The 15,293-nt window shown below is 45.0% G+C and carries 10 protein-coding genes; all 10 read left to right on the top strand.

Annotated elements, in window-relative coordinates:
- The first annotated feature begins 7 nt into the window (after nt 1–7).
- The 10 genes from IV64_RS13450 to IV64_RS13405 all read left to right on the top strand — a co-directional run bounded on the left by IV64_RS13450 (nt 8) and on the right by IV64_RS13405 (nt 14,109).
- Nucleotides 8–1,351, top strand: a complete 1,344-nt coding sequence (locus IV64_RS13450) for a PFL family protein (protein ID WP_057707832.1) — start codon at nt 8–10, stop codon at nt 1,349–1,351.
- A 331-nt stretch (nt 1,352–1,682) separates the two neighbouring features.
- Entirely contained in the window at nt 1,683–2,408 is a 726-nt protein-coding gene (locus IV64_RS13445) for a response regulator transcription factor (protein WP_057707830.1), read from the top strand.
- A complete protein-coding gene (locus tag IV64_RS13440; protein ID WP_057707828.1) occupies nt 2,408–3,931 on the top strand; it encodes a sensor histidine kinase in 1,524 nt (507 codons plus the stop codon). Before IV64_RS13445 ends, IV64_RS13440 begins: the two co-directional genes overlap by 1 nt.
- 248 nt (nt 3,932–4,179) lie before the next feature.
- Nucleotides 4,180–5,361 (top strand): class I SAM-dependent methyltransferase, encoded by a 1,182-nt coding sequence (locus IV64_RS13435; RefSeq protein WP_057707826.1) that lies wholly within the window; start codon nt 4,180–4,182, stop codon nt 5,359–5,361.
- Between the two features lie 237 nt (nt 5,362–5,598).
- Complete coding sequence (locus IV64_RS13430) at nt 5,599–6,456, top strand: GRP family sugar transporter (RefSeq protein ID WP_057707824.1); 858 nt, start codon at nt 5,599–5,601, stop codon at nt 6,454–6,456.
- Between the two features lie 221 nt (nt 6,457–6,677).
- Nucleotides 6,678–8,030, top strand: a complete 1,353-nt coding sequence (locus tag IV64_RS13425) for a glucose-6-phosphate isomerase (protein WP_057707822.1) — start codon at nt 6,678–6,680, stop codon at nt 8,028–8,030.
- Nucleotides 8,031–8,208: 178 nt separating this feature from the next.
- The gene (locus IV64_RS13420; RefSeq protein ID WP_057707820.1) at nt 8,209–8,400 is read left to right on the top strand and encodes a hypothetical protein; all 192 of its coding nucleotides are present in this window, start codon (nt 8,209–8,211) and stop codon (nt 8,398–8,400) included.
- Nucleotides 8,401–8,777: 377 nt separating this feature from the next.
- A complete protein-coding gene (locus IV64_RS13415; protein ID WP_057707818.1) occupies nt 8,778–10,772 on the top strand; it encodes an ABC transporter ATP-binding protein/permease in 1,995 nt (664 codons plus the stop codon).
- 21 nt (nt 10,773–10,793) lie between these two features.
- Complete coding sequence (locus IV64_RS13410) at nt 10,794–12,290, top strand: glycosyltransferase (protein WP_083491671.1); 1,497 nt, start codon at nt 10,794–10,796, stop codon at nt 12,288–12,290.
- Nucleotides 12,291–12,342: 52 nt separating this feature from the next.
- Complete coding sequence (locus IV64_RS13405) at nt 12,343–14,109, top strand: ABC transporter ATP-binding protein (protein ID WP_057707816.1); 1,767 nt, start codon at nt 12,343–12,345, stop codon at nt 14,107–14,109.
- Nucleotides 14,110–15,293 lie beyond the last annotated feature (1,184 nt).

Raw genomic sequence — 15,293 nt, 5'->3', positions numbered from 1 at the left:
GGTCCGCATGGAAAGTCAATCAATTTTAGAAACGATTCAAATGGTTGCTGAAGAAAACTTAGACATTCGGACCATTACGATGGGAATCTCGCTATTTGACTGTATCGATAGTGATGGTGCGACCGCACGGCAAAAAATCTATGACAAGATTACGACCAGTGCGAAGGACTTAGTGAAGGTTGCGGATCAGATTCAAGCGGAATATGGGATTCCAATCATTAATAAGCGGATCGCCGTCACCCCGATTGCGCTCGTTGCCGCGGCGAGTGGCGATGATAACTACGTAGCCTACGCGTTAACCATGGAAAAAGCCGCTCGTGAACTGGGTGTCGATTTGATTGGCGGTTTTTCCGCGCTTGTTCAAAAAGGTTATCAGAGTGGCGACCGTAAATTGATTGCCTCGATTCCGCAAGCGTTAGCAGAAACGAGTCGCGTTTGCAGTTCGGTCAACGTGGGTTCGACGCGTGCCGGTATTAACCTGGATGCGGTCGGTGAGATGGGTCGGATTATTAAGCAAATTGCTGCCGACGACCCGGTGAACTGTATGAGCCTCGTCGTTTTTGCTAACGCGGTGGATGACAACCCGTTTATGGCGGGGGCCTTTCACGGTGTCGGTGAAGCGGACCGGGTCATCAACGTCGGTATCAGTGGTCCCGGAGTGGTCAAGCGGGCATTGGAGCAAGTTCGGGGCGCGTCGATCGACGTGGTCTCTGAACAGATTAAAAAGACGGCTTTCAAGGTGACACGCATGGGCCAATTTGTCGGAACAATTGCGGCTCAGCGACTGCACGTCCCGTTTGGCATCGTAGACCTGTCCTTGGCCCCAACGCCTAACGAGGGCGATTCGGTTGCGGAAATCTTAGAAGAGATTGGATTGGAAAGTGTCGGTGCACCAGGAACGACCGCTGCGTTGGCGTTGTTAAATGATGCTGTCAAAAAGGGTGGCGTCATGGCCTGTGAGCACGTTGGGGGCTTGTCCGGTGCCTTCATTCCCGTGTCAGAAGACGCAGAGATGATTCGGGCCGTCAGTGCGGGCCGGTTGAACATTGAAAAGTTAGAAGCCATGACGGCGGTGTGTTCGGTTGGATTAGACATGATTGCGGTTCCCGGTGATACGAGTGCTGCTAGTATTAGCGGCATGATCGCCGATGAAGCGGCGATTGGGATGATCAATAACAAGACCACGGCCGTTCGCGTCATTCCCGCAACGGGGAAAGCCGTTGGGGATGAAGTGGTGTTTGGTGGGCTATTCGGTCGCGCACCGGTGATGCGGGTGAATACAAGTCAACCGGCAGCTTTCATTGAACGTGGGGGTCACATTCCCGCGCCAATTCATTCATTTAAAAATTAATGGGCTTGGATATCCGCCCGTACCAGCAAACACTTCTCAGGCATTTAGGCTTGAGAAGTGTTTTAATTAGAAATCAACGATTTTTTTGAAGGCGCCTTGAAAGACCGGTTCCTACTATATTAGTGAATCAATTTTGGAAAGCCTGGACAGTGAGGCCAAGCTTACACATTTCTTTCACAAATCTAGCACGGTTTGTTAGTAATTTGTTGTTATACTTATCCTGAATACTAGCCCGAAGTGGGGTATGATAATAAGTAGGTTCAGGACGCAACTTATCGAAGACGTCCAACGTGCTTATCAATATAAGCGAGTGACTTGGAGGAATCAGTTAATGAAGTTATTAATGATTGAAGATAATAAATCTGTTTCAGAAATGATGGCAATGTTTTTTAAGAAGGAAAAATGGGATGCGCACTTCGCCTACGATGGCAACGAAGCCGTTGAGATGTTCAATACGGATGTGACTGGCTGGGATATGGTCACCCTTGATCTGAATTTACCAGGCAAGGACGGCATGCAAGTTAGTGCAGAGATTCGCAAAGTTTCCCCAACTGTACCAATTATTATGTTGACGGCTCGTGACTCGGAAAGTGACCAAGTGCTGGGATTAGAAATGGGTGCTGACGATTACGTCACGAAGCCTTTTTCACCCATTACGTTAATCGCGAGAATCAAAGCACTTCACCGCCGGGCTGACCTCAGCAAGACGGTGCCGGAAGAACAACCAAGTGATGCGGCCAGTGATTTTGATGTCCAGACCGACCACTTTAAGCTCAATACGAAGACGCGTGAGGCTTACTTGGCTGATAAGCAGATTCAAGACTTAACGCCAAAGGAGTTCGATCTACTGAAGACGTTAGCCCAGAAACCACGGCAAGTGTTCTCACGGGAACAATTACTGCAACTCGTTTGGGACTACGAATACTACGGTGACGAGCGGACGGTGGACGCGCACATTAAGAAACTTCGTCAAAAGATTGAAAAGGCTGGCCCCCAGATTATCCAGACCGTGTGGGGGGTCGGTTACAAGTTTGATGATAGTGGAGTGACGGATTAATGAAACTGATTTATCAGCAAATGCTGTCCTTTTTTGCCGTCATTATTACGGTTGTCGTGGTCTTGGGGTTTGCGTTTATTCGCACGACCAAGACGATGATCTATCAAAACTCGTGGCAACAACTGCAACAGTACGCCGCAAGTATTGAAAAAGAAGCTATTCGGTATAATACCAAGACGCATCAGGTCGTTGGATTTAATCAGCAATTTCTAAATGATGGTACGGTAATCTTGCGTGATCAGCACATTCACTTTTCTGTGTATGACGCGAACAAAAAGGTGGTTTATCCAAATAGTACGGTCATTGGCGATGCTGCCGTGCCAGGTGGGTCAATCTATGATCCGCACATCTCGGTTGGCGATTGGAAAAAGCTCAAGCAAAATAAAACCATCACGCAGTCGCCACACGTAACTTTCCGCTCACGGCGCCATGACCGCCCGGTAAACACACCGGCGTTACGGACCATCGACGTCTTGGTCCCGTTATTTTATAAAAATAACGGTGTTCGCAAGTTTGTTGGGGCCATTTCGATTGGGTCGTTTGAACAGACTTTGCAGGCCAATGAACAACAGATTGAAAATAACTTGTTCATTGCGTTGCTCGTTTCTGGCGTTGCGGCGCTACTCCTCAGCTATATTTTAGCCCGGTATTCGGTCCGACGAATCAACCGCTTGCGACATGCCACGCACTCCGTTGCTAGTGGGGACTTTAATATTCACGTTGAAAGCAATCATAAGGATGAAATCGATGATCTAGCTGATGATTTCAACGGCATGGTGAGTTCTTTACGGGCTTCCGATGAAGAAATCAAGCGTCAAGAAAAACGGCGGCGCGAGTTTATGGCCGACGCTGCGCATGAAATGCGGACACCGTTAACGACGATCAATGGGATCTTGGAAGGCTTGGCGTATGACGCCATTCCTGAAGAGGATAAGGCCCATTCGATTGAACTGATGCAAAATGAAACGAAACGGTTGATTCGACTAGTCAATGAAAATCTAGACTACGAAAAGATTCGCACCGGACAAATTGCGTTGAATAAAACGAACTTTGACGGTAGCACCGTGTTGCATAACTTAGTTGAGCAATTGGATAAGAAGGCCGCTGCGGCTGAGGACCAGTTTAAGCTGACCGTACCGGAAGAGTTACCGGTGTGGGCCGATTACGACCGGTTCGTGCAGGTGTTGTTTAATATTATGCAAAACGCCATTCAGTTCTCACAGGACAACGTGATTGAAGTGACGGCGCACCGCACGGACCACGCAGTTGAAATTGCTGTCCAGGATCACGGAATTGGGATGACTCCCGAACAAGTGAAAAATATTTGGGAACGCTACTATAAAGCGGATGCGTCACGTAAAAATACGAAGTACGGTGAATCCGGCTTGGGATTAGCCATCTCACATCAATTGGTTCAACAACATGGGGGCACAATCAAGGTCGATAGTGTCGCCGGTGAGGGGACTTGCTTTACGATTACCTTCCCAGATAGTGGATTTGACAAACCAATCGTCGAGGATTAGACCAATTATCAATTGTAAGTGTGACAAGTAAGATTTGTGAAAATTAACACGCGGGGGCGTCCGTACGCGGATTAGCCTGCCAATCAATGAGCGGGTTACTAACGGCGATGGTTGCTGGTTAGTAGCCCGTGACTTGTTTTGACTGGGTTTCCGTAGCGATACCGGGACAAGTATGGTACGCTTAACGTGGCTGTAGACAGCGATTTATCGCTTTTTTAGATAAGTTTTAGAACGAATAGGAGAAAAAAATGCAAAGAGTACAAATTACAGGTAATTCCCAACGAAAAGTCAAAGACGGGTACCCGTTATTAGTAGAAGATGACTTGAAAGATCCAAGTATGAAGTTAACGGACGGCTCATTCATAGCGCTGATGGCGAGCTCGCAATTTATGGGTTATGCATTAGTTGCCAAGCACCGACGCCAACTTGGCTGGGTGCTGAGCCGAGACGAAAGTGAAACCCCAACAACGGATTATTTCCGGAAGCTATTCAAACAGGCCCTTGTTCGGCGGTCGACTAATTTTGATCCTAACCTGCCACAACGGGTATTTAACGCTGATGGCGATGGTCTTGGCGGTGTCACGATTGACCGTTATCAAGACTATTACGTCTTCACTTGGTATGCCCAGGGGATTTACCAACAACGTGAGATGTTATACGCTGCGTTTGAAACGGCTACGGATCATCAGTTCAAGGGGATTTACGCAAAGTTACGGTTTAACGTGGGTGAAGCCAACCTTAAGAGCCAGCTTGTGACTGGTGAAGCTGCTCCCGAACCATTATTAGTTACGGAAGGGGACGTGACTTACCCCGTTCATTTGCAAGACGAGTTAACGACCGGCTTGTTGTTGGACATGCGGCCAATTCGTCAGTGGATGGCTGGTGCTGAATTACAAGGGAAGACGGTCTTAAACCTCTTTAGTCAAGAAAACGGGATTACGGCCGCCGCCGCAGTTGCTGGCGCTGCCAAGACGATTTCGATTGAAACGAATAAAAAGGGTGCCGCCGCAACAGCTGATCAGTTAGCCGTCAACAACATTGACCCAGACAAGCAGGAAATCCGGGCCATTGACGTGAACAGTTACTTAGATTACGCCGCTAAACACCGTTTGAGCTACGACGTTGTGGTCGTAACGGCACCAACCTTTGCCCGGGTCAAGAAGCAAAAGTTCCAAGTTGCCAATGATTTAACGGCGCTTTTGGAAAATGCGTTGCCAGCAGTTCGCCGCGATGGTCAAATGATCGTTGCAACGACCGCCAACAACTTCTCAATGAAGAAATTCCAAGAAGCAATCAGCGCTGCGTTTGATGATAGTGACCGGACTTACACGGTCAGCGACACGTTCCGTTTGCCCGCAGACTTTGTCACTCGTAAAGCTTACTTAGCAAGTAATTACTTGAAAGTATTAGTCCTAACGTTTGATAACTAGGCCGTTTTCGTTTAAATAAACAAGCAAAATAAAAAAAATTTAACGTTAATTTTAGGGACCGTTTTCATTAATTGAAAACGGTCCCTATCAATAAGTAAGCGAATTCATGAAAATATAAAAATAATTATATTTAACCACGCAATGCTGATTATGACTGGTAAAACGGTTACTTTACTGTTAGAATTATTTTTTGTCGTTAGGCATTGAGAGAAAAAATAGAAATGAGGATTATTAGTAATGGGAATTCTAATTGCACTGATTCCTGCAATTGCGTGGGGTAGTATCGGCCTGATTAGTGGTCGTTTAGGCGGTTCTGCACGGCAACAGACCCTTGGGATGACGATGGGGGCCTTGGTCTTTGGTCTGCTCCTTTGGATTTTTGAACAACCAACTTTGACAACCGCAGTATGGGTAACCGGGATTGTTTCTGGGTTATTCTGGAGCGTGGGTCAGGGACAACAATTTACGTCTATGAAGGCGATTGGGATTTCACGAACGACTCCGATTTCAACGGGGATGCAATTAGTGGCCAACGCTTTGGCTGGTGTGTTGCTCTTCAATGAATGGAAGGGGAACATGTACTGGATCGGTTCAATTTCAGTGATTGTTTTAATCGCCGGAGCTGTCCTGACATCGTTAACGGACCGTAGTGACCCTAACCGCAGTAGAAGTGAAAACTGGGGTGTCGGTATCCGGGCATTGATTCTGTCCACTATCGGTTACGCTGGCTATACCATCGTAGTCCACTATGGGAACGTCAACGCACAAGCCGTTGTGATGCCACAAGCAATCGGGATGCTGATTGGCGCCTTGATCTGGTCGTTCAAAGAACAACCATGGAAAGAAAGTGCGACTTACCGCAACATCGTGACTGGATTAGTCTGGGGTGTCGGTAACTTGTTCATGTTCATGGCAATGGCTCAAATTGGTCAAGCAATCGCGTACTCCCTGTCACAAATGGGAATCGTTATTTCAACCTTCGGGAGTATCTTCTTGCTCGGTGAGCATAAGACGAAGCGTGAAATGGTGTACGTCGTCATCGGGTCGATCTTAGTGATCATCGGTGGGATTGCATTATCACTTATGAAAGCATAGTAAAACTTTTACTTTTACATTTATAAAAAAATATGATAAACCTAAAAAGTTGAATTGACGCGGATATGATGACTTATTCGTGTCTTTTTTTTATGATAAAAATACTTATTTTTTACATAAATTGCGAAAATTTACGAAAAAAGTGAGCAAGCGCTTTTCATTCGGTTCGGTCGTATTGTATAATATCAATTGTAAATACGTATAGAAAGAGGTAATAGTAAATGGCACACATTTCATTTGACAGCTCTAATTTAACTAAGTTTGTTCAAGATAACGAACTTGGCGAAATGCAAGCTATGGTCACTGCTGCTGACAAGGAGCTGCGTGAAGGTACCGGCGCCGGTAAAGATTTCCGTGGCTGGTTAGATTTACCAGTAGACTATGATAAGGAAGAATTTGCTCGGATTAAGTCCGCTGCAAAGAAGATTCAAAATGATTCTGACGTCTTAGTCGTAATCGGGATTGGTGGTTCATATCTAGGTGCTCGCGCTGCCGTTGAATTTTTACACGAAACTTTCTGGTCATCACTTTCACGTGAAGACCGTAAATTCCCACAAATTGTCTTTGCTGGGAACTCAATTTCATCTTCATACGTCAACGATTTGATTCACATGATTGGTGACCGTGACTTCTCTGTTAACATCATTTCGAAGTCTGGTACCACGACTGAACCTTCAATTGCTTTCCGTGTATTTAAGGAACGCTTAATCGCCAAGTATGGTGAAGAAGGCGCCAAGGATCGTATCTACGCAACAACTGACCGCAAACGTGGTGCGTTGAAGCAAGAAGCCGATGCTGAAGGCTACGAATCATTCGTTATCCCTGATGATGTTGGTGGTCGTTTCACTGTCTTAACACCAGTTGGTTTATTACCAATCGCTGTTTCCGGTGCCGACATCGACGCATTGATGAAGGGTGCTGCTGATGGTCGCGCAGAATATTCTGACGCCGACTTAAGCAAGAACGAAGCTTACCAATACGCTGCTTTCCGGAACATTTTATACCGGAAGGGTTACACCACTGAAATTCTTGAAAACTACGAACCAAATATGGCGATGTTCTCAGAATGGTGGAAGCAATTAATGGGCGAATCCGAAGGGAAAGACCAAAAGGGTATCTACCCATCATCAGCTAACTTTACGACTGACTTACACTCCTTGGGGCAATACATCCAAGAAGGTCGTCGTAACTTGATGGAAACTGTTGTTAAGGTTGAAAACGCCACTAGTGACGTTGACGTTCCTAAGGAAACTGAAAACCTTGACGGCTTGAAGTATCTTGAAGGTAAGACAATGGCCCAAGTTAACACCAAGGCCTTTGAAGGGGTTATTATGGCCCACGTTGATGGCGGTGTTCCTAACATGGTCGTTAACATTCCTTCACAAGACGCTTACACGCTTGGCTACATGATCTACTTCTTTGAAGCAGCCGTTGCCATTTCTGGTTACTTGAACGGGATCAACCCATTCAACCAACCAGGTGTTGAAGCCTACAAGAACAACATGTTTGCTCTTCTTGGCAAGCCAGGTTACGAAGAATTAACTAAGAAATTAACTGCACGTTTAGACGACTAAACTAACAGTAAATAAAAAAATAACGTCGTTCGGATTGCTTTTGTGGCGTCCGAGCGGCGTTTTTTTGCTTACTTGCACTCGTGATGATAATGGGTGACGCATCGTTGCGGTGATTTCAAAACGATGTCACTTCAGTTATAATGGAAATAATAATCCGAGTCGATGAGGAGAAGTTAACATGCGAACGTTGAACTTAGTTGAAAGTATTCTGATTGTTTTTGGCCTGATTCTCTTTGGTGCCGGCAGTCAGGTTGTTACTATTAAAGATAGCCTCCCGTGGCTCCAATACGTTGGCCTCGGGATCGTGTTTGTAACCGGTCTTGGTGACGCCATTTATCGCATCGTTGCCAAGAAGAGTTTCTTTAAATAACAGAATGATAGCTCAAAATTGACAGCAGATAACATAAGAACCCGCCTTCAGGAAAACATCACTTCCTGAAGGCGGGTTTTTGTTTGGCAAGAAGGTGTGGGTTTAGTTAGCTAAAACGCTTTATTAACCGGTGTACTTTTGCTGGTATCTGAATGGTCTGAGAAAGCATTTTCAAAGAAAATTCACAACTTGTTTATGTTGATTGTTACTAACAATAAGCAGTGACCACGGGGATTTAGATACTAATTGTTAGATTAATAAATAGTTACCCCTGGTATTCGATAACACTTTACATCATTCACTAAAAATCGCAAAGTTATTACTGAGGAACTGTATTCTGGGGTATTCTCCAAAAAAGAATCGGGAGGTACATATATATGAGCTTTTTAGAATTACATGATATTCGTAAAGCCTATACCTTAAATCATGAGGAAAACGTGATTTTAAAAGGTATTAACCTAAACTTTGACCGCGGGGAATTTATTTCAATTCTCGGGGAGTCTGGTGGTGGTAAATCTACATTGATGAACATTATCGGGGGCTTGGATCATCATTATGATGGCGACGTTTTGTTGGACGGAAAATCGTTACGTTCAATGAATGAACGTCAAATGGACCGGTATCGGCGTGAAACGGTTGGGTTCATTTTTCAAAACTTCAACTTAGTTAGTTATCTGAATGTCTTGGATAACGTTTTACTCTCATTGAAGATGACGCGAATCTCACACGCCGAACAGGTGAAGCAGGGTGAGGCACTGCTAAAACGCGTTGGCTTGGAGAAGCAATCCCGCCAATTTCCAAATGAATTATCGGGGGGACAAAAACAACGGGTCGCGATTGCGCGGGCGCTGGCAAGTGACCCCGATATTATCATTGCCGATGAACCGACTGGAGCGTTAGATAGTGAAAATACGCAGGATGTCATGGATATCTTGTATTCGATCGCTGCGGAAGGCAAGTTAGTCATCACGGTGACCCACTCACAAGAAGTTGCCGATTATGGGACGCGCATTGTGCATTTAGATGATGGGAAAATTCACGATGAGTTAGTCATTGGGGCCCCGTTTGACGAAGTTGAAAAGGAACCTACGCGTTACCGGGTACTAGGCTTTCGGCAAATGTTTAAGATGTCGATGCAGCATATGCGCCGGATGTGGTTACGGTACCTGTTGATTATCTTTGGTTCGTCAATCGGGATCAGTAGTATTGTCGTGATGCTTGGATTGGGGTCTGGGATTCAAAACTATATGAATCACCAAATCACGTCGCAGGTTAACCCGACGGCGGTTCAGATTAGTAAGAAGACGGGCAAAGTCAGCACCAAAGCGCGTGACAAAGCGAAGACGGCGAAGGCTTATAAGGCAGCGGTCAATAAAGAAACGACGGCGGCGGCCAAGAATGCTCAAATTACTAGTGCAAACATTAACAAGATTGCCAAGATCAAGCACGTTAAATCCACGACACTCGGTTACTACGCGGGCACCCAGACTAGTTATAAGAAGAACAAGGTTACGGCTAGCTTACAAACGGATAATCAGACCATTTTAGCCAAGACCATTAAAAATGGGACTCGTCCCGGAACTAATGAAGTTTTGATTGGCCGGAAACTCGCTAAGAAGCTAGTTGGGACAAAGAAGTACAAGCAAGCGTTGAATAAACGCGTGACGGTTAAGTTGGCCATGGTCGACAAGCATAACAAGTCCGTGACCGTGAAGAAACGGCTAAAAGTTAGCGGGATCACAAGCAGCAACGATACCAACATCGTTGTGACACCTAAGACGGCTAAAGCAATGGTGAACGCTAAGAAGGTCACTTACCGGCCAAACTTTGCCATTGTACAAATTGATAAGTTGAGTCATGTTAAGTCCGTTGAACATCAGATCAAGGCCATCAAGGGCTCCAATAAGAAGCAACAGTATAACTACACTGGAATCGGTGACTTGATTGATTCCTTGAACACCTACATCCGGTTAGCAACGAACGTCTTGACCGGGGTTGCGGGGATTGCGTTATTAGTTTCTGCCATCATGATTATCGTGGTCTTGTATGTCAGTGTGTCTGAACGGACACGTGAAATCGGGGTCTTACGAGCCTTAGGTGCCCGTAAGCGTGATATTAGTCACTTATTCTTTGCTGAAGCCCTGACCATTGGGGTGTTAGCTGCAATTATGGGAATTATTTTTGGCCAGTTATGGCAAGTGCTGGGGAACGCTGCTATCTATAGTTTAATTAAGTATCCAATTGTGCGGATTTCTGGAACTGCAATGCTAGGCGGAATGACGGTCAGTGTGGTTATTAGTTTATTAGCGGCCTTAGCGCCAGCACACATGGCTGCCCGGTTGGATCCAGTTGAAAGTTTGTCACATGAATGATAAAAAATGAGGGCGTAGGTTATGTACTTTTTCATTACGAGCAAAATTGATTCAACACCATCAGCCATCGAACTGGCGATGATCAACCGGCAACGCCTCTTTACGAAGCACCGCGTACCGGCGATGATTGTGACGCGTAATTACGTGCGCGACTTGCATCAAAATATGCATCAAGTCGGGCTTGATGATGAATTTGTTGTTAATATGTACGATTATTTTCAAGGAACGACCGATTACGAAGGGGACCCACTGACGGCGGCAAACTATCCGCGCGTTAAGGGGGAAACCTTAGTACGGGTCAATACGCGTGAATTTGACGTCATCCAACGGAATCAGCGGCGCAAGCGGATCGTTTTGAATCCAAAGGGTAACGTTGATTACGTTGATATTTTAAATCCACAGGATGCCGTTAGTCGCCGAGATTACTACGATACGCGGGGATTCTTGTCCGTCGCGCAGTATTTTGATGAAAATCAAATTATTGTGTTCGAGCAACATCTGAATCCGAAGAAGCAACCGGTTTTGGAGACTTTTTTCCGGCCCAATGAACACCACGAACCGGTGGCGACCCATCAACGGGTCCTCAACTTTAAAGGGAACACCTATGAATTTGAAGACTGGGATCAGTTAACGGCCTTCTTCTTGGATGCAATCAACACGGAATTTGGCGGGCACGGGACGATGATCGTTGACCGTAGTGACGCGGGGATGCACCCGTTAGTTGAAATGACGACTACGGCGCGCAAGTACGAATTCTTGCACAGTAACTTTACCTTGGATCCTTTAGACGTGGTCAATTCACCAATCGTGCCGTATACCCAAATTGGGCTCGATCACGCTGACCAGATGAATGGTTTCATTATGTCCACTCAGGCTGAGTGTGATGATATGACGAACCATATCCATAACATTGTGCCAACCATCGGGATTCCGGTGGGCAGTGTTAGTGATGAACGGCTGGATGCGCAACCGGTAGACTTTAGCAAGCGGCAGGCAGGTAAAGTGATTGCCGTTGCCCGCTTGTCAGTCGAAAAGCAGTTAGACCAGCTGATTAAAGCCATTGCGTACGTGCATGAGAAGTTGCCGCAAGTCACGTTAGACATTTACGGGTATGGCGACTCCTGGACGGGCTTTAAGGAAGAAAAGCGGCTTCGTAACCTCGTTAATTCGCAACAGTGGCAATCCTTTATTAGTTTTAAAGGGTTTGTTCACGATTTGGCGCCCGTCTATGATCAGGCTCAGATGATGGTCTTGACAAGTCAATACGAAGGTTTCAACTTGGGTATTCTTGAAGCGCTTAGTCACGGGGTTCCAGTGGTGGCGTACGATGTGAAATACGGGCCATCCGACATGATTGAAGATGGCCAAAACGGGCGGTTGATTCCGGCCAACAATTTGGTGGAATTAGGCAAGGTGATTCTCGGACTGTTACGGCAACCAGAGCAATTAGCGGAAATGAGTGAAGCGGCGTACGGTCGCAGTAGTCAATTCTCTGAAGCCAAGGTATGGCAAAAATGAAATGACCACGTCGTTCAGCCAGATATTCAGGCAATGAGGGGAGTAGCAGCATATGGCGAGTAACGCAGCGAGTGCGGTTAAGCAACCGCCTAAGCGTAAGTATGGCACGAGGGACCTACTACGCTTAATTACGACGAATGCTAGTCCTAAGAAGGGGCTATTCATTTTAGGTATCTTATTATCCTTCGTAGCAACGATTTGTAGTTTAGGCATTACGTTAATGCTGAAAGACTTCATCGATGCGTTTAATCACGGTACGTCTGGACAACTGTTGGGAAAATTGTCCGTTGTAATTATTGTGCAACTCTTTTCGAGTGTGGCGTCGAGCTTTTTATTGAGCTATACCGGGGTTGACGCGGTATCCAAGTTACGGAGTACGTTGTGGGAACACATTGTGGATTTACCAATTCCGTATTTTGACCATAACCGGACTGGGGAATTGTCTAGTCGGGTGGTCAATGATACGTCAACGATTTTTGAATTGATCTCCAGTCAATTTTCAAACGCCATTAACGGGGTTATCTCGATCATCGGGTCGTTGACCTTGATGCTCTTGTTAAACTTCAAATTAACGATCATTATTTTGATTGTCGTGCCGTTGATGGCGCTCATCATTATACCGATGGGCCAAGTCTTGGCGCGGATTTCAAAGGCGATTCAAAAAGAGACGGCCAACTTGAATAGTGCATCTGTCCAAATGATTTCACAGAACCGACTGGTTAAAGCCATGGTTGCTGAAAAGCCCCTGAAACAACAGGGGACGGATCAGGTCAACCGGATCAAAGGCTTTAGTGTCCGTCAGATTAAGTTGATTTCATTTTTGAACCCAATTTTAAATATCATGCTCCTAGGCGCCATTTTTGTCATTATCGTTTATGGTGGGGTCCTAGTGCAGACGAAGGCCCTGACCATCGGGAGTTTAGTGGCGTTTCTAATGTACGCGGTTCAGATGATTTCGCCGTTGAGTAGTGTGACGGGGTTAGTGACCGCCGTTCAACAAACGGTTGGTGCGACTGAACGGATTGACGATATTTTGGATAGCCCGGTTGAAGACAAACGGTTAGGTGGCGATACGTTAAGTACCATCGACACGGTTAACTTTGACCACGTGAACTTTGGCTATGAAGCTGATAAGCCGGTCCTGAAAGACATTGATTTACAGATCAACCGTGGTGAACGGATTGCCTTAATCGGTGAAAGTGGGAGCGGGAAGACGACCTTAGTTTCGTTACTAGAAGCTTACTACGAGCCAACTAGCGGGTCGCTAGACGTGAACGGACACTCAGTATCGAGCTATACGATTCCGTCGATTCGGGACCAAATTGGGTATGTGAGCCAAGAAGTTGATCTGATGCCCGGGACGATGCGGGATAATTTACTACTTGGATCGACAACCCCGGTCTCAGATGAACGTTTAACGACGTTATTGGGCCAAGTTGGGCTTGGTGATTGGTTAGATGAATTACCAGCTGGGTTGGATACGGACGTCGGAGAACGCGGTTTAAACGTCTCTGGTGGGCAGCGCCAACGCCTTGCCATCGTGCGGGCCTTAGTTCGTAAACCTTCACTGCTGATCTTAGACGAAGCGACGGCGAGCCTAGATAATCAGAACCAGGAACGGGTGACCCAGCTATTAGCGACGTTACCAGCAGAATTAACGACGATTACGATCGTCCACCGACTCAACCAGATTGAAGCCTACCCTCGGATTCTATTTATGGAAGACGGCCAAATTACGGGGGACGGCGATCATGAGACCTTGATAGCGACCCATGACCGTTACCGTGATTTTTATCGCTTGCAATATCAACACGGGTAATAACAAAAGATTTATGATGAGTTACACAAAAAAGTCGACCGTGACGGAAGCGTCATCATGGTCGACTTTTTTGGCAATTTTTAATGTACTTACATGGTAAACGATGGGTTTGACACTTTGTCTAATTGTGAAGGAAGTATGACTTTGTATTAATATTATTAATAATTATTTCAAAAAAAGGGGGTATTTTGGTCTAAAAAAATAAAAAATATTAATAGTGATATTAGATGGCTAATTAGTAATTTAGACCATTTTACTGACAGCAACAGTAAAATTAAAACCCTTTAGTACCAGTAGATTAAGCGCTGTCATATAGGGTGCTCAAGTGCATTAAAACATGCGAAAATAAGCCAAAATTGGGCTATTTTTAAATCATAGTGAAACGCGTGACTTGTACATAGTGTGTATATTTGCCCGATGAATATGATACTGCCCTGTATTTATTCAAATATTAGTTATTTTATTGACGCAAGTATGCCTGGTTGGTTACTATTTAACCGTAAACAAGGTTACTTGTTTCACATGAAGATTGAATGGCTTGAACGATTTATTTAAATATTTCAAGTCAATGATGTGTTGGAAGAACAAATTGAATGAGAACTTCAATCTGATAGTTCAATAACATGACCATCAAAATATCTAACATGATGATGGCTTAATCGATTAATCACTTCATGTTTTTGTAAATTTGTTTTCAATGTGATTGACGCCGTAAAAGGCTAAATCAATTAAAAAAAGTATTAATCAGAAAAGGGGGCAACAACATGAGTTTCTTTAATGATTTTCATATTTTACCAGGTACCCACACTGCATCATATTCTTCAAGCGTTTCAAATGATATCTTCGGTGGATTCCATTCATTCGTTTTGAACTTAATCTCAGCACTTAAGGGTTTATTCTAAATCCAAATTTTTAACGCCATTAGGAGGCAAAAATTATGAGTTTCTTTACTGATTTACACGTATTACCAGGTACACATACTTCATCATATTCATCAAGTGTTTCAAACGATCCATTCGGCGGATTCCATTCATTCGTTTTGAGCTTAGTTTCAGCACTTAAGGGTTTATTCAACAAATAAGCTAAACCTAAAAAATTATTAATTAAGGGAGATATACAACATGAGCTTTTTCAATGATTTCCACATTTTACCAGGTACTCATACTTCATCATATTCATCAAGC

Origin of the sequence: Lactiplantibacillus xiangfangensis (genome assembly GCF_001438845.1) — a bacterium.
Taxonomy (GTDB): Bacteria; Bacillota; Bacilli; order Lactobacillales; family Lactobacillaceae; genus Lactiplantibacillus; species Lactiplantibacillus xiangfangensis.
Note: the sequence above shows the minus strand (reverse complement) of the source record. Positions and strands in the feature narration are given on the sequence as shown.